Annotated in this window: 18 protein-coding genes; all 18 read right to left on the bottom strand. The window is 70.0% G+C overall.

What is annotated here, in order from left to right; genetic code table 11:
- Positions 1–55 precede the first annotated feature (55 nt).
- A complete protein-coding gene (locus tag ACIQOW_RS13250) occupies positions 56–628 on the bottom strand; it encodes a cob(I)yrinic acid a,c-diamide adenosyltransferase (RefSeq protein ID WP_401083561.1) in 573 nt (190 codons plus the stop codon).
- A gap of 126 nt (positions 629–754) precedes the next feature.
- On the bottom strand, positions 755–1,255 hold the full coding sequence (locus tag ACIQOW_RS13245; RefSeq protein WP_401083559.1) for a DUF2550 domain-containing protein: 501 nt from the start codon (positions 1,253–1,255) through the stop codon (positions 755–757).
- A 148-nt stretch (positions 1,256–1,403) separates the two neighbouring features.
- Positions 1,404–1,787: a F0F1 ATP synthase subunit epsilon gene (locus tag ACIQOW_RS13240; RefSeq protein ID WP_188297751.1), complete on the bottom strand. Its 384-nt coding sequence runs from the start codon at positions 1,785–1,787 to the stop codon at positions 1,404–1,406.
- Between the two features lie 185 nt (positions 1,788–1,972).
- The gene (gene atpD, locus ACIQOW_RS13235) at positions 1,973–3,418 is read right to left on the bottom strand and encodes a F0F1 ATP synthase subunit beta (protein ID WP_401083557.1); all 1,446 of its coding nucleotides are present in this window, start codon (positions 3,416–3,418) and stop codon (positions 1,973–1,975) included.
- A gap of 2 nt (positions 3,419–3,420) precedes the next feature.
- Positions 3,421–4,335 (bottom strand): F0F1 ATP synthase subunit gamma, encoded by a 915-nt coding sequence (locus tag ACIQOW_RS13230; protein ID WP_401083555.1) that lies wholly within the window; start codon positions 4,333–4,335, stop codon positions 3,421–3,423.
- Positions 4,336–4,367: 32 nt separating this feature from the next.
- Positions 4,368–5,942 carry a F0F1 ATP synthase subunit alpha gene (gene atpA, locus ACIQOW_RS13225; protein WP_401083553.1) on the bottom strand — a complete coding sequence of 525 codons (1,575 nt, stop codon included), beginning with the start codon at positions 5,940–5,942 and terminating at the stop codon, positions 4,368–4,370.
- Between the two features lie 156 nt (positions 5,943–6,098).
- Positions 6,099–6,914 (bottom strand): F0F1 ATP synthase subunit delta, encoded by an 816-nt coding sequence (locus ACIQOW_RS13220; RefSeq protein ID WP_401083551.1) that lies wholly within the window; start codon positions 6,912–6,914, stop codon positions 6,099–6,101.
- Positions 6,911–7,465, bottom strand: a complete 555-nt coding sequence (locus ACIQOW_RS13215; RefSeq protein ID WP_401083756.1) for a F0F1 ATP synthase subunit B — start codon at positions 7,463–7,465, stop codon at positions 6,911–6,913. The genes ACIQOW_RS13220 and ACIQOW_RS13215 overlap by 4 nt, the downstream gene beginning before the upstream one ends.
- 41 nt (positions 7,466–7,506) lie before the next feature.
- Positions 7,507–7,743 (bottom strand): ATP synthase F0 subunit C, encoded by a 237-nt coding sequence (gene atpE / locus ACIQOW_RS13210; RefSeq protein WP_031074289.1) that lies wholly within the window; start codon positions 7,741–7,743, stop codon positions 7,507–7,509.
- Between the two features lie 91 nt (positions 7,744–7,834).
- Positions 7,835–8,647, bottom strand: coding sequence for a F0F1 ATP synthase subunit A (gene atpB / locus ACIQOW_RS13205; RefSeq protein WP_317620169.1), 813 nt, complete (start codon positions 8,645–8,647; stop codon positions 7,835–7,837).
- A 285-nt stretch (positions 8,648–8,932) separates the two neighbouring features.
- Positions 8,933–9,376, bottom strand: a complete 444-nt coding sequence (locus ACIQOW_RS13200) for a hypothetical protein (protein WP_188297744.1) — start codon at positions 9,374–9,376, stop codon at positions 8,933–8,935.
- Positions 9,377–9,673: 297 nt separating this feature from the next.
- Positions 9,674–10,963, bottom strand: coding sequence for an MraY family glycosyltransferase (locus tag ACIQOW_RS13195; RefSeq protein WP_401083549.1), 1,290 nt, complete (start codon positions 10,961–10,963; stop codon positions 9,674–9,676).
- Between the two features lie 172 nt (positions 10,964–11,135).
- Positions 11,136–12,416, bottom strand: a complete 1,281-nt coding sequence (gene glyA, locus ACIQOW_RS13190; RefSeq protein ID WP_401083547.1) for a serine hydroxymethyltransferase — start codon at positions 12,414–12,416, stop codon at positions 11,136–11,138.
- 119 nt (positions 12,417–12,535) lie between these two features.
- The gene (locus ACIQOW_RS13185; RefSeq protein ID WP_401083754.1) at positions 12,536–13,177 is read right to left on the bottom strand and encodes a protein-tyrosine-phosphatase; all 642 of its coding nucleotides are present in this window, start codon (positions 13,175–13,177) and stop codon (positions 12,536–12,538) included.
- A 32-nt stretch (positions 13,178–13,209) separates the two neighbouring features.
- Positions 13,210–13,857, bottom strand: a complete 648-nt coding sequence (locus ACIQOW_RS13180) for an L-threonylcarbamoyladenylate synthase (protein WP_401083545.1) — start codon at positions 13,855–13,857, stop codon at positions 13,210–13,212.
- 159 nt (positions 13,858–14,016) lie between these two features.
- Positions 14,017–14,883 (bottom strand): peptide chain release factor N(5)-glutamine methyltransferase, encoded by an 867-nt coding sequence (gene prmC / locus ACIQOW_RS13175; RefSeq protein WP_401083543.1) that lies wholly within the window; start codon positions 14,881–14,883, stop codon positions 14,017–14,019.
- 64 nt (positions 14,884–14,947) lie between these two features.
- Positions 14,948–16,027 (bottom strand): peptide chain release factor 1, encoded by a 1,080-nt coding sequence (prfA, locus tag ACIQOW_RS13170; RefSeq protein ID WP_188297739.1) that lies wholly within the window; start codon positions 16,025–16,027, stop codon positions 14,948–14,950.
- A gap of 151 nt (positions 16,028–16,178) precedes the next feature.
- Positions 16,179–16,400 (bottom strand): 50S ribosomal protein L31, encoded by a 222-nt coding sequence (gene rpmE / locus ACIQOW_RS13165; RefSeq protein ID WP_380229858.1) that lies wholly within the window; start codon positions 16,398–16,400, stop codon positions 16,179–16,181.
- Positions 16,401–16,422: the final 22 nt, after the last annotated feature.

Here is a 16,422-nt window from a genome sequence, read left to right as displayed (position 1 = left end):
CCGTCCCCGGACGTCCCCGCCCCGCGGGGGCCGGGGGCGTGCCCTTCGGCGGGCTCTAGCGGTTCTCCCCCGGGACCCAGAGCACGTCGCCGCGCTCCTTGTTGGCCACCCGGGCCAGGATGAACAGCAGGTCGGAGAGCCGGTTCAGGTACTTCGCGGTGAGCGGGTTGACGCTGTCACCGTGCTCCGCGATGGCCGCCCAGGTCGAACGCTCGGCGCGCCGCACCACCGTGCAGGCGAGGTGCAGGTGGGCCGCACCGGGCGTGCCCCCCGGCAGGATGAAGCTGCGCAGCTTCTCCACCCGCTCCAGGTACTCGTCGCAGTCCGCCTCCAGCCGGTCGACGTAGGACTGGAGCACCCGCAGCGGCGGGTACTTCGGGTCCTCGACCACCGGGGTGGACAGGTCGGCGCCGACGTCGAACAGGTCGTTCTGGACCCGGACGAGCACCGCCGAGACGTCCTCCGCCAGCTCCCCCACGGCCAGGGCCACCCCGATCGCCGCGTTCGCCTCGTTGGCGTCGGCGTACGCGATCAGCCTCGGGTCGGTCTTGGTGGTCCGGCTCATGTCGCCGAGCGCGGTGGTGCCGTCGTCGCCGGTACGGGTGTAGATGCGCGTCAGATTGACCATGCGGCCAGACTAACCGCCGGGTTAGGCCGCGTTAACCCCGAGCCGGGCAGCCGACCGTACGGCTACGCGACGTTGACCTCCCCCAGCCTCCGGCCGGGAGGTGCCCCCAACCCGAGAGTCTCGTCGCTACGCGACGTTGACTCTCTGCCCCGGCGGGGCGGCTTCCAGCCAGGCCAGGAAGCCGGTCAGCGCGTCCTCGCTCATCGCCAGCTCCAGCGGCACCCCGTTGTGCAGGCAGCGCAGCACCACCGAGCCGGACAGCAGCGCCAGCTCCTCCTGGCCCTCCGGGTAGCGCCGGCCGAGCACCTCGATCTCGCGGCGCGGCAGCAGCCGGCGCGGCCGCGGGGCGTAGGAGAAGACCCGGAACCACTCGATCGAGTCGCCGCTGTAGCGGCCGATACCAAAAACCCACCCCTTGCCGTCGGTCGGAGGGACCGGGGCCGAGGTGGGTTTGCCGTTCTCGTCGAGGTCGGGCTGCGTCGAGGCGTCGGCGGGCATTTTGAGCCGGTAACTGCAATCGAAGGTGCCGCCGACCCTCTGGATCAGGCGGCGCCGGACGGCGAAGGCCATCAACCCGATCACTCCCAGGGCCACGACCGCCGCACACACCACAAGCGCGAGGACCATGCTCACCCACCTCCTCGCTACCCGCGTTCCCCGTAGCGGTCGTATCAAGCGACCGCCCTGACCTACCAACTACGACGACAGTCCCGGGGTCACGCTCACGCGTCCCCGGGACCGTCGGTAGACCCCGCTAAGCCGGGATCCGGCGCACTCAGACGTGGGCCTTGAGGCCGCGCGCCGCGAACAGACGGACCTCGGCGCGCCGCTCGGCGTGCTCGTCCAGGCCCGACTTGGCGTTCTCCAGCGCGCGCTCGGCACGGGCGACGTCGATCTCGTCCGCCAGCTCGGCGATCTCCGCGAGCAGAGACAGCTTGTTGTCGGCGAAGGAGATGAAGCCGCCGTGCACAGCGGCGATCACGGTGCCGCCGTCCGCCGTGCGGATGGTGACGGGACCGGTCTCCAGCACACTCAGCACCGGGGTGTGGCCCGGCATGATGCCGGTGTCACCGGAGGCCGTACGGGCGACGACGATGGTGGCCGCACCGGACCACACCTTGCGGTCGGCTGCGACCAGCTCGACGTGCAGCTCAGCCAACGTGGGCTCCTAGGCTCATGCAACCCCCGATTACTCGGGAGTTTCGGTAAGAATAACGGCCCCGCGCCTCCGGCATGAAACCGGCGGCACGGATTTGACCGGAATCACAGCCGATGCGCCGTGAGGGGCGGTCCCCAGGCTCGGGGGCCACCCCTCACGTCACGCACAGCTGCTACCGGCCGCGATTACTTCTTCGCCAGCTCGGCGGCGTTCTTCTCGAGGTCCTCGATGCCACCGCACATGAAGAAGGCCTGCTCCGGGACGGAGTCGTACTTGCCGTCCGCGATCGAGTTGAAGGCCTCGATGGTCTCCGACAGCGGGACGGTCGAGCCCTCGACACCGGTGAACTGCTTCGCCACGTAGGTGTTCTGCGAGAGGAAGCGCTCGATGCGACGGGCACGGTGCACCGTGACCTTGTCCTCTTCGGACAGCTCGTCGATACCGAGGATCGCGATGATGTCCTGGAGGTCCTTGTACTTCTGCAGGATCCCCTTGATACGGATGGCCGTCTCGTAGTGGTTCGCCGCGATGTACCGCGGGTCGAGGATGCGGGACGTGGAGTCCAGCGGGTCGACGGCCGGGTAGATGCCCTTCTCCGAGATCGGCCGCGACAGAACGGTCGTCGCGTCCAGGTGGGCGAAGGTGGTGGCCGGGGCCGGGTCGGTCAGGTCGTCCGCGGGGACGTAGATCGCCTGCATCGAGGTGATCGAGTGACCGCGGGTCGAGGTGATGCGCTCCTGGAGGAGGCCCATCTCGTCGGCCAGGTTCGGCTGGTAGCCCACCGCGGAGGGCATGCGGCCGAGCAGGGTCGACACCTCGGAACCGGCCTGGGTGAACCGGAAGATGTTGTCGATGAAGAGGAGCACGTCCTGCTTCTCGACGTCACGGAAGTACTCCGCCATGGTCAGCGCGGACAGCGCGACGCGCAGACGGGTGCCCGGCGGCTCGTCCATCTGGCCGAAGACCAGCGCGGTCTTGTCCAGAACGCCCGAGTCGACCATCTCGTCGATGAGGTCGTTGCCCTCACGGGTGCGCTCGCCGACGCCGGCGAACACCGACACACCACCGAAGTTCTCGGCGACGCGGTAGATCATCTCCTGGATCAGAACGGTCTTGCCGACACCGGCACCACCGAACAGACCGATCTTGCCACCGGTGACGTACGGGGTGAGCAGGTCGATGACCTTGATGCCCGTCTCGAACATCTCGGTCTTGGACTCGAGGTCCTTGAACTCCGGGGCCTTGCGGTGGATCGGCCAGCGGACCTCCACCTGCGACTCGAACTCGTCCTTGTCGACGTTCAGCACGTCACCGAGGGCGTTGAACACCTTGCCCTTGGTGATCTGGCCGACCGGGACGGAGATCGCGGCACCGGTGTCGGAGACCTGCGAACCGCGGACCAGGCCGTCGGTCGGCTGCATCGAGATGCCGCGGACCATGCCGTCGCCGAGGTGCTGGGCGACCTCGAGGGTCAGGGTCTTCCTGCCCGTGCCGTCGGGGTTGTCCACCTCGACGTGCAGGGCGTTGTACATCTCCGGAATCGCGTCGACGGGGAACTCCACGTCGACGACCGGGCCGATGACCCGCGCGACGCGGCCCGTCGCCGTGGTCGGCTCAACAGTGGTGGTCATACTCATTCGCTCCCGCGGCTAGCGTCGGCCAGCGCGTTGGCGCCACCGACGATCTCGCTGATTTCCTGGGTGATCTCGGCCTGACGGGCCGAGTTGGCAAGCCGCGTGAGCGACTTGATGAGCTCGCCGGCGTTGTCCGTCGCGCTCTTCATCGCGCGACGGCGGGCGGCGTGCTCGGAAGCGGCCGACTGCAGCATCGCGTTGTAGATCCGGCTCTCGACGTACCGCGGCAGCAGCGCGTCCAGGACGCCCTCCGCCGACGGCTCGAAGTCGTACAGCGGGAAGATCTCCGACTTGGCCGGCGTCTGGTCGCTGAGCTGGACCTCGTCCAGCTTCAGCGGCAGCAGCCGCGCGTCCACCGCGTTCTGCGTCAGCATCGACACGAACTCGGTCGAGACCAGGTGGAGCTCGTCCACGCCGCCCGTCTCGGCCGTGAAGGCCTCGATCAGGTCGGCCGCCACGGTCTTCGCGTCACCGTAGGTCGGCTTGTCCGAGAATCCCGTCCACGAGCCCGCGATCGTGAGACCGCGGAACGTGTAGTACGAGACGCCCTTGCGGCCGACGATGTACGTCACCACGTCCTTGCCCTCGGCCTTCAGGCGCTCGGTGAGCCCCTGGGCGGCCTTGATGGCGTTGGTCGAGTAGCCGCCCGCCAGGCCGCGGTCCGCCGTGATCAGCAGGACCGCGGCGCGCTTGGCGTCCGGGTTCTCGGTGGTGAGCGGGTGCTTGGCGTTGGACCGGGTGGCCACCGCCGTCACCGCCCGGGTGAGCTCATCGGCGTACGGAGTGGAGGCGGCCACCGCGCGCTGCGCCTTGACGATGCGCGACGCGGAGATCATCTCCATCGCCTTGGTGATCTTCTTCGTCGCGGTGACAGAGCGGATCCGGCGCTTGTAGACCCGAAGCTGTGCTCCCATGGGTCGTTACGTCCTTTCCCTCGCTACCGGACTCAGGCCTGCTCGGAGAGCAGCTTGCCGTCAGCGGTCTGGTAACCCTGCTTGAACGCCTCGATCGCGGTGGTCAGCGCGTCGACGGTGCCCTCGGCCAGCAGACCGGTCTCGACGATGCCGGCCAGCAGGTCCTTGTGCTGCAGGCGGACGTGGTCCAGGAACTCGCGCTCGAAGCGGCGGATCTCGGCGACCGGGACGTCGTCCAGCTTGCCGTTGGTGCCGGCCCAGATGGAGACGACCTGCTCCTCGACCGGGAACGGCTGGTACTGGCCCTGCTTCAGCAGCTCGACCATGCGCGCACCGCGCTCCAGCTGGGCCTTGGAGGCCGCGTCCAGGTCGGAACCGAAGGCGGCGAAGGCCTCCAGCTCACGGTACTGGGCGAGGTCCAGACGCAGACGGCCGGCGACCGAGCGCATGGCCTTGATCTGGGCGGAGCCACCGACGCGGGAGACCGAGATACCGACGTTCACGGCCGGGCGGATGCCGGCGTTGAACAGGTCGGACTCCAGGAAGCACTGGCCGTCGGTGATGGAGATGACGTTGGTCGGGATGTACGCCGAGACGTCGTTGGCCTTGGTCTCGATGATCGGCAGACCGGTCATCGAGCCGCCGCCCAGAGCGTCGTTCAGCTTGGCGCAGCGCTCCAGCAGGCGGGAGTGCAGGTAGAAGACGTCACCCGGGTAGGCCTCGCGGCCCGGCGGGCGGCGCAGCAGCAGGGAGACGGAGCGGTAGGCCTCGGCCTGCTTCGACAGGTCGTCGAAGATGATCAGGACGTGCTTGCCGTCGTACATCCACTCCTGGCCGATGGCCGAACCGGTGTACGGGGCGAGGTACTTGAAGCCGGCCGGGTCGGAGGCGGGAGCAGCCACGATGGTGGTGTACTCCAGCGCGCCGGCCTCCTCCAGGGCGCCACGGACGGACGCGATGGTGGAGCCCTTCTGGCCCACGGCGACGTAGATGCAGCGGACCTGCTTCTCCGGGTCGCCCGAGCGCCAGTTGTCACGCTGGTTGATGATCGTGTCGACGGCCACCGCGGTCTTGCCGGTCTGGCGGTCACCGATGATCAGCTGGCGCTGGCCGCGGCCGATCGGGGTCATCGCGTCGATGGCCTTGATGCCGGTCTGCAGCGGCTGCTTGACCGACTTGCGGGCCATGACGCCGGGGGCCTGCAGCTCCAGGGCGCGGCGACCGGTGGCGGCGATGTCGCCCAGGCCGTCGATCGGGTTGCCCAGCGGGTCCACGACGCGGCCGAGGTAGCCGTCGCCGACCGGAACCGAGAGGACCTCGCCGGTGCGGCGCACGGTCTGGCCCTCTTCGATACCGCCGAACTCACCGAGGACGACGACACCGATCTCGCGGGTGTCGAGGTTCAGCGCGAGGCCGAGCGTGCCGTCCTCGAACCGCAGCAGCTCGTTCGCCATGACCGAGGGCAGGCCCTCGACATGCGCGATGCCGTCCGCCGCGTCAGTGACCTTGCCGACCTCTTCCACAGAAGCGGCGTCCGGCTGGTACGACTGGACAAAGTCGGCCAGCGCGTCCCGGATCTCCTCCGGACGGATCGTAAGCTCCGCCATCAGGCTTCCCTGCTCTCCTAGTTTGCGATCCTCGGCCCGCCATTGAGGGCCGCAAGTATTCGACTCTCGGCCGGGTCTTCCGAACCGGCCGTACGATGTGCCGGCTCCTTGGGGAGCCGGTTTCCCGACCGAGGGTCGGATGTGCTGCTTCGGTGCTCAGCCTTCGAGCGACTGGCGAGCGCCCTCGAGGCGGCTCGACACGGTGCCGTTGATGATCTCGTCGCCGATCTGCACCCGAACACCGCCCACGACCTGAGGGTCGACGTCGATGTTCAGGTGGACCTGGCGGCCGTACATCCGGCCCAGAGCACCGGACAGGCGCTCCTTCTGGGTGTCCGACAGCGGCACCGCGGTGGTGACCAGGGCCACCACGCGGTCGCGGCGTGCGGCGGCGAGCTTGGAGTAGGACTCCAGGCCCTGCTCCAGGCTACGGCCACGCGGCGCGTTCACGACGGCGGTGACCAGCCGGACGGTACCGGCGTTGGCGCGGCCGCCGAGCAGCTTCGCGATCAGCGCGGCCTTCGCGGCGGTGCCGGCCTTCGGCTCGGTCAGCGCGGCCCGCAGCTCGTGCGAACCGCTCACCACCCGGCCGAACCGGAAGAGCTCGTCCTCGACGTCGTCCAGGGAACCGGCCTTGTCCGCGGCGACGATCTCGGCGTACGCGGCGAGCTCCTCGGTCGCGTCCACCAGGTCGCGCGAGCCCGACCAGCGGGAGCGGACCAGGCCGGAGACCAGGTCGACCGTCGCGCCGGTGACCTGGCCGGTCAGCAGCGAGGCGACCAACTGGGCCTTGTCCTCGCCCGACCGGGACGGGTCGGTCAGGACTCGGCGCAGCGACACCTCACGGTCCAGCACGGCCGTGACGGCGGTGAGCTCCTCGGCGAGCTTGGCCACGTCCACCGAGGTGGAGTCGGTCAGGCTCTCCAGGTTCTGCCGGCCGGCGGCGAAGGCCTCACGGCTGGCGCCGATCACTTGGCCGCACCCTGAGCAACGGCGGCCTTGGCCTCCAGCTCGTCCAGGAAGCGGTCGATGACGCCGCTCTGCCGGGTGTGGTCCTCCAGGGACTCACCCACGATGCGGGACGCCAGCTGGGTGGCCAGCGAGCCCACGTCCTGACGCAGGGCGGCAGTGGCCTGCTTCTTGTCCGCCTCGATCTGGGCGTGACCGGCGGCGACGATGGCCTCGCGCTGGCGCTGGCCCTCCTCGCGCATCTCGGCGAGCTGGGCGGCACCCTGCTCGCGAGCCTGCTCGACGATGCGGGCAGCCTCGTGGCGCGCCTCGGCGAGCTCGGCGCGGTACTGCTCAAGCAGGGCCTGGGCCTCCGCCTGAGCGGTCTCGGCGCGCTCCATCCCGCCCTCGATCGCGTCCCGGCGCTCCGACAGCACCTTCTCGATGCTGGGGAGGAGCTTCTTGCCGAGCAGACCGAAGACGATGAAGAAGCAGAGCAGGCCGATGATGATCTCGGGCCACGCGGGGAGGAGAGGGTTCATCTTCTCCTCGGACGCGAGCTGGACGATCGCCATGCTCATATCTGGACCTTCCTCAGAAAGGGTCTACGGCGGGATTACTTGTTGCCGAAGACGAACGGCATGACGATGCCGATGAGGGCGAGCGCCTCGGTCAGCGCGAAGCCGATGAACATGTTGGAACGGATGAGACCGGCAGCCTCGGGCTGACGGGCCATCGCCTGGACACCGTTGCCGAAGATCAGACCGACACCGATGCCGGGGCCGATGGCGGCGAGGCCGTAGCCCAGGGAGGCGACGGAACCGTAGACAGTGCCCTCAGCGAGGATGCTCATTGACGTTGTCCTTTGCAGGGTGGTGAACCGGTGGTGATTGGCCACCGGGCGATCCGGGAGGTGGTTCTGGGCGGGGCCTGGGCCCCGGGGCTCAGTGCGCCTCTTCGAGGGCACCGGCGATGTAGCTGCTGGCCAGCATCACGAAGATGTAGGCCTGCAGGAACTGGACCAGCAGCTCGAAGGCGGTCAGCGCGATGGTCACCACGAAGGAGACCGAGCCGTAGAGCGCGCCCAGGGTCGGGCTGAGCAGGTACCAGGAGGCGATGGAGAACATCACGATCAGCAGGTGGCCGGCGAACATGTTCGCGAAGGCTCGGACCGCGAGCGTGAAGGGGCGCACGAGGACGTTCGAGAAGAACTCGATCGGCACCAGGATGAACATGACCCAGCCCGGGATGCCCGACGGCCAGCAGAGGTTCTTCAGACCGCCGACGAAGCCGTGCTTCTTGAAGGTCAGCGTCATGTAGGTGAGCCAGACGATCGCCGCGAGGCCCGCCGGGAACGCGATCGCCGCCATCACCGGGAACTGGGCGAACGGGATGATCGACATGATGTTCATCAACCAGATGAAGAAGAACATCGAGACGAGCATCGGGACGTACTTCTCGCCCTTCTTGCCGATCGTCTCCAGCACGATGGAGCGCTTGACGAAGTCGTACCCGATCTCGCCGACCAGCTGGAGCTTGCCGGGGACCAGGCGCGGCTTGGCGAAGGCGGCCCAGAAGAAGCCGACCACCAGGAACGCGACGATGAACGACAGCAGCATCGGCTTGTTGAACTCGACGCTGCCGATCGAGAAGATCGGCTTGAACTGGAACTCGTTCAGGCCAGGGGCCGGGAAGCCGCAGCCAGCGTCCCCGAAGTGGCAACTGCCTGAGGCGAGGGACGTGAGTTCAGCACTCACCACGGACTCCTTCGTCGTGACGCATGGATACGGCAACCTCGGTGTGTCGGCGTGGCCTGCGGCCACGGAGCGGCACTGGAACTTGATGGGTTTCTCGCCGACCCCGCGCGCCGGTGCACTGCACCACAGCGGGATCATCGAAGACTGCCCGGATCAGGGGGGCGATCGGTCCGCTCTGCGGACAGACCAGGCCTCTTCCCGTACTCCGTTGTTGCGACGGACGATAGCAGCCCGTCAGTGCGGCATAAACACCGCCCCCCTCGTTGGGGGGACAGTCGGGCCTCGTCACTGTTGACGCCCCTTGTCGGAGGGCTTGTCGCCCTTCTTTTCGGAGGCGTCGGGGTCGACGTAGAAGGTCTTGGCCTTGAGTGCACCACGCACCTGGAAGCCCGTCCAGACCAGGGCGCAGCCGAGCAGCGTGAAGGCGAACGCCTGCCGGTTGAAGAGCTCGGTGTCCTGGAAGACCGCGAGCACGATGCCGACCAGCAGGATCTGCGTGGTGTACACCAGCAGCGCCGCGGCCATCATGATCTGCGGGTTCGACCTGGTCAGCCGGTCGAGCGCGACCTGGCCGAAGCTGAAGAAGGCCATCACGAGCAGTGCGCCGAACAGGGCGCCGAGCAGCCCCTTCCCGCCGGCGACTGCGAAGGAGATCGCCATGGCGATGATCCCGGCGACCGCAGTGGGAATCGCGGCGCCTCGGAGGATCCGGGCGTCGGTGGACGGCATGTCGGCAGCTCCGGCGGCATGTCGATGTGGCGGGGGGACGGGCACAGCGGTGGCGGGTGACGCCGGACCGAGGCATCGCCGCGGGCCGCCCGCAGGAACGGCGGGCCCGGTGAGGGAGACCGACAGGGACGGAAGTCATCCACCTGTCAGGTCTTTCGGCGTGTTCTCGATACTCGTGAACGGTATCACAAACTATTTGATGAGAGCTTTACCATGAATGTGTGGCACCTGTCACACCATAGGCGCAGCGGCTCCGCCATTCGGGTGAAGCGATCCGACTCGCCGCCAACTTCCTTGTCAGCGACGCCCGGTGGCCTTGTGGTGCTGGTCGGCCGCGGTGGAGCCGGTGCCGGAGCCCCGGCCGGCTTCACCCAGGAGTTGCTTGTCCTTCGCCGACAGTTCGGCCATCGGAGCGGTCTGCCGGCGGCGGTAGCGCGGGGGGACGAAGGACTGCACCGCCCGCGGGGCGCGCGGGCGGAACCGCGGGGTGAGCAGCACCACCAGGCCGACCAGGCAGAGCCCGGCGAGCGTCAGGACGACGGTGCGGCCGGTGTTGGTCACCGAGAAGGCCACCGAGCCGAAGGCGATCAGCGCGGCCCAGAAGTACATGATCAGTACGGCGCGGCTGTGCGAGTGCCCGACCTGGAGCAGCCGGTGGTGCAGGTGGCGCTTGTCCGCGGCGAACGGGGACTGGCCGGCCCAGGTGCGGCGCACCACGGCGAGCAACAGGTCGGCCAGCGGCAGCGCGATGACCGTCAGCGGCAGCAGCAGCGGGATGTAGATCGGCACCAGGGTGTGCACGGTGGCGGTCTGCGAACCGGTCTCGCTGCTGATCAGGTCCGGGTCGACCCGGCCGGTGATGGAGATCGCGGCGACGGCCAGCATGAGGCCGAGCATCATCGATCCCGAGTCGCCCATGAAGATCCGCGCGGGGTGCATGTTGTGCGCCAGGAAGCCCAGGCACATGCCGATCAGCAGCACGCTGAACAGCACCGCGGGGGCCGCGTCGGAGATCGTGTAGCCGTACCAGAGCCGGTAGCTGTACAGGAAGAAGGCCATCGCGGCGATGCAGACCATGCCGCCGGCCAGGCCGTCCAGGCCGTCGATGAAGTTCACCGCGTTGACCATGACGACGACCAGGACGACCGAGATGACCATGCCCTGGGTCGGGCTCACCGCGACCGGGCCGACGCCGGGCACCGGGAGGGTGATCACCGTGACGCCCTGCCAGACCATCACACCGGCGGCGATCATCTGGCCGCCGAGCTTGACCAGCGCGTCCACGCCCCACTTGTCGTCGAGCACCCCGAGCAGGAACATGATCCCGGCGCCGGACAGCAGCGCGCGGATGTCGGTGCCCTGCGAGAACACCTTGCTCAGGTTGTCGAGCTGCGAGGCGACCAGGATGCCCGCGCACAGTCCGCCGAACATCGCGATGCCGCCGAGCCGCGGCGTCGGTTCGCGGTGCACGTCACGGGCGCGCACCGGCGGCATGGCGCCGGCCGCGATGGCGAACTTCCGGACCGGGCCGGTCAGCAGGTAGGTGACGGCGGCCGTGCAGAACAGCACCAGCAGATACTCACGCACCACTGGCCTCCTGCATCGCTGTCGAACCGGGGGGTACCGAAGGTACTCCCCTGCCTTCCCGGGTTTCGAGGTGCGTCGCCACGGCACACACCTTATTGAGTCGGACGCCGGGACCGTGCATCGCGGTTCGCCCTCCCGGGTAGGGGATCCGGATACCCGCGGACGATCTCCGTCAGGCCCGGTCGGCGAAGGCCAGCGCCAGCTCCCGCACCCGCGCCGCGGCCGGGGCCTGCGCACCCCCGGCGAGCACCCGCGCGATCAGCCCGGCGATCTCGGCCAGCTCGGACTCCCCCATCCCCTGGCTGGTCACCGTGCCCGTGCCCAGCCGGATGCCGGAGGCCTCGGCGGCCGGCGCCGGGTCGTACGGCAGCGCGCACTTGCCGAGCAGCAGTCCGGCCGCCGCGCAGCGCCGTTCGGCCTCGGCGCCGGTCACGCCGAGCGGGCTCACGTCGGCGGTCACCAGATGGGTGTCGGTACCGCCCGTCAGAGGGCGCGTGCCGGCCTCCGCGAGCCCCTCGGCGAGCGCCCGTGCCCCGGACACCGTCCGCTGCGCGTACGCCCGGTAGCCGGGCGTGGAGGCCTCCGCGAGGGCCACCGCCTTGCCGGCCACCTCGTTCATCGCCGCGCCGCCCTGGCTGAACGGGAACACCGCCCGGTCGATCCGCTCGGCCAGCTCGGCGGTGCACAGCAGCAGGCCGCCGCGCGGACCGCGCAGCAGCTTGTGGGTGGCCGCCACGGTGACGTCCGCGTACGGCACCGGGGAGGGCGCCACCCCGGCCGCGATCAGCCCGGTGGTCTGCGCGGCGGAGGCGATCAGATAGGCGTCCACCTCGTCGGCGATCTCCCGGAACGCCGCCCAGTCCGGGTGGCGGGGGTGCGAGATGGAGCCGGCCACGATGGCCTTGGGGCGGTGCCGCCGGGCCAGCTCGCGCACCTGGTCGAGGTCGATCAGCCCGTCGTCCTCGCGCACGCCGTAGCCGGTGAAGTCGAACCAGCGGCCGGAGAAGTTGGCGCGCGAGCCGCAGCTGAGGTGGCCGCCGTGCTCCAGCGACATCGCCAGCACCCCGTCGCCGGGCTTCAGCAGCGCCGCGTACGCCGCCAGCATCGCCGAAGTCGCCGACCGGGGCTGGACGTTGGCGTGCGGAGCGGCGAACAGCTCACGGGCCCGGTCGATCGCCAGCAGCTCGGCGGCGTCCGCCAGCGCGCAGCCGGTGTGGTGCCGGCGGCCCGGGTAGCCCTCGGCGTACTTGTCGATCAGCGGGCCGGTGAGCGCCGCCAGGACGGCGGGGGTGGTCAGGTTCTCCCCCGCCAGCAGCTGGATCGTTTCGGCGCGACGCTCGGCCTCCGCGGCCAGCAGGTCGGCCAGCTGCGGATCGGCCCGGTGCAGCACTTCGGACACCCGGGGGCGCCCTGTCGTCGTGGTCGGGCCGGACGCGGCATCGGTGACGGTCATGGCGGGGCTCCCGGGCGCTGCGGGGGACTGTGCCACCCAGCGTAGGACCGCCGCCGCCGCCCGGCCCGCCGAGCTGCGGCCGTCCGGCCCCTTCGGCGCCGGACCCGCCGCCGACCGGGTCAGCGCGGCGCGGGCACGCCCGTGAGCGCGGTGACCACCGGGTCGACCGCGTGGAATATCTCCTCGCCGCAGTTGCGGAACATGCCGATCGGCGCCCCGTACGGGTCGTCCACCTCGTCCGACTCCGGAGTGGCGGCCAGCAGCCAGCCGCGCAGCGCGGCGGCGGCCCTGACCAGCGCGCGGGCCCGCTCGGTGACGTCGGCGCCGCGCCTGGGGTCCGGCAGGGTGCCCGGGTCTATCGTCCGCACCAGCCGGGTGAACTCCTTCAGCGTGAAGGTGCGCAGTCCCGCCTCGTGGCCCATCGAGATCACCTGGGCGCGGTGGTCCAGCGTCGCGGTGAGCACCAGGTCGGCCTCGACCACGTGCTCGTCCAGCAGCTCGCGGCCGGTGAAGCCGCCGCTGTCGGCGCCGTACTCGTCGAGCACGGTCACGGCGTGGTCCTCCATCGGGGCGCCCACGTGGCCCCAGGTGCCGGCGCTCTCGACCAGGATCCGCCCGGCCACCCTGGGGCTCAGCCGGGTGTCCAGCTCACGCCGGGTCAGCCGCTCGGCGATCGGCGAGCGGCAGATGTTGCCGGTGCAGACGAACAGGATCCGGAAGTGGTCCAGCGGCCTGGGGCCCACGCTCAGGTACGGCGCTATGCCCGGCCCTGCGTGCAGCGAGACGGTCGGCGTCAACTGCCGGCCTCCAGGTCTGGGACGACCTCCCTCAGCTGCTCGACGCTGATCGCGCCGGCCCGCAGCAGGACCGGGACCTTGCCGGTGACGTCCACGATCGACGAGATGGCGGCGTCCTCGGCCGCCCCGCCGTCCAGGTAGACCGAGACCGCGTCGCCCAGCTGGGCCTGCGCCTCGTCACAGGTCAGCGGGGACGAACCGCCGATCCGGTTGGCGCTGGAGACGGCCATCGGGCCGGTGGCGTTCAGCAGCTCGATGGCGACCGGGTGCAGCGGCATCCGGACCGCGACGGTGCCGCGGGTGTCGCCGAGGTCCCAGCGCAGCGAGGGCTGGTGCCTGGCGACCAGGGTGAGACCGCCGGGCCAGAAGGCGTCGACCAGCTCCCAGGCCTGCTCGGAGAAGTCGGTGACCAGGCCGTGCAGGGTGGTCGGCGAGCCGACCAGCACCGGCGAGGGCGTGTTGCGACTGCGGCCGCGGGCGGCCATCAGCTCGCCGACGGCCTCCGGGGAGAAGGCGTCCGCGCCGACCCCGTAGAGGGTGTCGGTGGGCAGCACGACGAGTTCGCCGCGGCGGATGGCCGAGGCGGCCTCCCGCAGCCCGGTGGCGCGGTCCCCGGCATCGGCACAGTCGTAACGGCGGCTCATCGGTGCGGTCCCCTTCCGGAGTGGCTCATGACGGTTACAGCACGGCCTTGCGCGCAGTCGTACTGCGCTTGAGCTTCACGACCCGACCCTCCGGGCGGTCGTACTGCGCTACATGCTTCACGACCCGACCCTCCGGGCGGTCGTACTGCGCTACATGCTTCACGACCCGACCCTCCGGGCGGTCGTGAAGCGAGGCCGGTTGTTCAGGTCACGGTGGTCGGCGGTGTCCGTCCAGCCGTGTTCCTCGTTGAAGATCCACGGCACCTGGCCGCCCTGCTGGTCGGCGTGCTCGATCACCACCGCGCCGCCCGGGCGCAGCAGCCGGGCGGCCACCCGCTCGATGCCGCGGATGGTGTCCAGGCCGTCCTCGCCGGAGAACAGCGACATCTGCGGGTCGTGGTCGCGGGCCTCCGGGGCGACGTACTCCCACTCGGTGAGCGGGATGTACGGCGGGTTGGAGATGACCAGGTCGAAGCGGCCGTCCCAGGAGCGGTCGTCCTCGAAGGCCTTGGTGGCGTCACCGGCGTGCAGGGTGACCCGGGCGCGGTCCTGGCTGGCCTCGATGTTGCGCCGGGTGTACTCCAGCGCGCCCTCGTCGAGTTCGAAGGCGTGCACGGTGGAGCGCGGCAGCTCCTGGGCCAGGGCGAGGGCGATCGCGCCGGAGCCGGAGCACAGGTCCACCACCAGCGGCTCGGCCACGTCCATGTCGCGCACCGCGTCTATCGCCCACTCGACGACCGTCTCGGTCTCCGGCCGGGGCACGAACACCCCGGGGCCGACCTCCAGTTCGAGGTAGCGGAAGAACGCGCGCCCGGTGATGTGCTGGAGCGGCTCGCGCGCTTCCCGGCGCGAGACCGCCTCCCAGTAGCGGGCGTCGAAGTCGGCGTCCTTCACCGTGTGCAGCTGGCTGCGCTTGACCCGGTGGACGTAGGCGGCGAGCTCCTCCGCGTCGAAGCGCGGCGACGGCACGCCGGCCGCGGCCAACCGCTGGGTGGCCTGGGCCACCTCGGCGAGCAGCAGGTTCATCCGTACGACCTCTTGTTTCTGCGCTCCGGCTCCGGGCGGAAACGCGGGCTGGGGCGCGCCGGTCTCAGTTCTCTTGGGCCGCGGCGGCGAGCTTGGCCGCCGCGTCCTTGTCGACGCAGGACTGGATCACCGCGTTCAGTTCGCCGTCCAGGACCTGGTCCAGGTTGTACGACTTGAATCCGGTGCGGTGGTCCGAGATGCGGTTCTCGGGGTAGTTGTACGTCCGGATCCGCTCGGAGCGGTCCACCGTACGGACCTGGCTGCGGCGCGCGTCCGAGGCCTCCCGCTCGGCCTCCTCCTGCGCGGCGGCCAGCAGCCGCGACCGCAGGATGCGCATCGCCTGCTCCTTGTTCTGGAGCTGGCTCTTCTCGTTCTGGCAGGACGCCACGATACCGGTCGGCAGGTGGGTGATCCGGACCGCGGAGTCGGTGGTGTTGACCGACTGGCCGCCGGGGCCGGAGGAGCGGTAGACGTCGATCCGCAGGTCGTTGGCGACGATCTCGACCTCGACCTCCTCCGCCTCGGGGGTGACCAGCACGCCCGCCGCGGAGGTGTGGATGCGGCCCTGCGACTCGGTGGCGGGGACGCGCTGCACGCGGTGCACGCCGCCCTCGTACTTCAGCCGGGCCCAGACGCCCTGGCCGGGCTCGGTGCTGCCCTTGGTCTTCACGGCCACCGAGACGTCCTTGTAACCGCCGAGGTCGGACTCGTTGGCGTCGATGAGCTCGGTCTTCCAGCCGACCCGCTCCGCGTAGCGCAGGTACATCCGGAGCAGGTCGCCGGCGAACAGCGCGGACTCCTCGCCGCCCTCGCCCGCCTTGATCTCCAGGATGACGTCCTTGTCGTCGTTCGGGTCGCGCGGCACCAGCAGCAGCCGCAGCTCCTCGGTGTACTCGTCCCTGCGCGCCTCGGAGTCCTTCACCTCGGCGATGAACTCCGGCTCCTCGGCGGCGAGTTCGCGGGCCGCCTCGATGTCCTCGCCGGCCTGCCGCCACTGCCGGTAGACCCGGGTGATCGGGGTCAGCTCGGCGTACCGCTTGGCCAGCCTGCGGGCGTTGGCCTGGTCGGCGTGGACGGACGGGTCGGCCAGCCTCTTCTCGAGGTCGGCGTGCTCGACGAGGAGCTCTTCGACTGCCTCGAACATGGGGTGGCCTTCTTCCCGGGGAATCGGTACGTGTGGGGGTGGTTCGGTACGGGCGGAAACGCGGAACGCGCGGGGGGACGCGAACGGCGCCGGCCCCCTGGCACCCCCGACGACGAGTACGGGGGCACCGGGAACCGGCGCCGAGCGAGCGCTAGGCCTTCGCGCTGTGCTGCTTGCCGAAGCGGGCCTCGAAGCGGGCCACGCGGCCACCGGTGTCGAGGATCTTCTGCTTGCCGGTGTAGAACGGGTGGCACTGCGAGCAGACCTCGGCACGGATCTCGCCGGACTTCTCCGTCGAGCGGGTCGTGAACTCGGCGCCGCAGGTGCAGGTCACACGGGTGACCACGTACTCGGGGTGAACGTTGGACTTCAAGGGGATCTCCTAGGGTTCTGGA

Origin of the sequence: Kitasatospora sp. NPDC091335 (assembly GCF_044757205.1) — a bacterium.
In the GTDB taxonomy this organism is placed as follows: Bacteria; Actinomycetota; Actinomycetes; order Streptomycetales; family Streptomycetaceae; genus Kitasatospora.
Note: the sequence above shows the minus strand (reverse complement) of the source record. Positions and strands in the feature narration are given on the sequence as shown.

Excerpts from the sequence above, each read along its gene's own strand:
- atpE (WP_031074289.1), bottom strand. The coding sequence starts at position 7,743 with ATGAGCATCCTCGCTGAGGGCACTGTCTACGGTTCCGTCGCCTCCCTG.
- atpD (WP_401083557.1), bottom strand. The coding sequence starts at position 3,418 with ATGACCACCACTGTTGAGCCGACCACGGCGACGGGCCGCGTCGCGCGG.
- ACIQOW_RS13180 (WP_401083545.1), bottom strand. The coding sequence starts at position 13,857 with ATGAGCCGCCGTTACGACTGTGCCGATGCCGGGGACCGCGCCACCGGG.
- ACIQOW_RS13215 (WP_401083756.1), bottom strand. The coding sequence starts at position 7,465 with ATGGCGATCGTCCAGCTCGCGTCCGAGGAGAAGATGAACCCTCTCCTC.
- ACIQOW_RS13230 (WP_401083555.1), bottom strand. The coding sequence starts at position 4,335 with ATGGGAGCACAGCTTCGGGTCTACAAGCGCCGGATCCGCTCTGTCACC.
- prmC (WP_401083543.1), bottom strand. The coding sequence starts at position 14,883 with ATGAACCTGCTGCTCGCCGAGGTGGCCCAGGCCACCCAGCGGTTGGCC.
- glyA (WP_401083547.1), bottom strand. The coding sequence starts at position 12,416 with ATGACCGTCACCGATGCCGCGTCCGGCCCGACCACGACGACAGGGCGC.
- ACIQOW_RS13250 (WP_401083561.1), bottom strand. The coding sequence starts at position 628 with ATGGTCAATCTGACGCGCATCTACACCCGTACCGGCGACGACGGCACC.
- prfA (WP_188297739.1), bottom strand. The coding sequence starts at position 16,027 with ATGTTCGAGGCAGTCGAAGAGCTCCTCGTCGAGCACGCCGACCTCGAG.
- ACIQOW_RS13245 (WP_401083559.1), bottom strand. The coding sequence starts at position 1,255 with ATGGTCCTCGCGCTTGTGGTGTGTGCGGCGGTCGTGGCCCTGGGAGTG.
- ACIQOW_RS13200 (WP_188297744.1), bottom strand. The coding sequence starts at position 9,376 with ATGCCGTCCACCGACGCCCGGATCCTCCGAGGCGCCGCGATTCCCACT.
- atpA (WP_401083553.1), bottom strand. The coding sequence starts at position 5,942 with ATGGCGGAGCTTACGATCCGTCCGGAGGAGATCCGGGACGCGCTGGCC.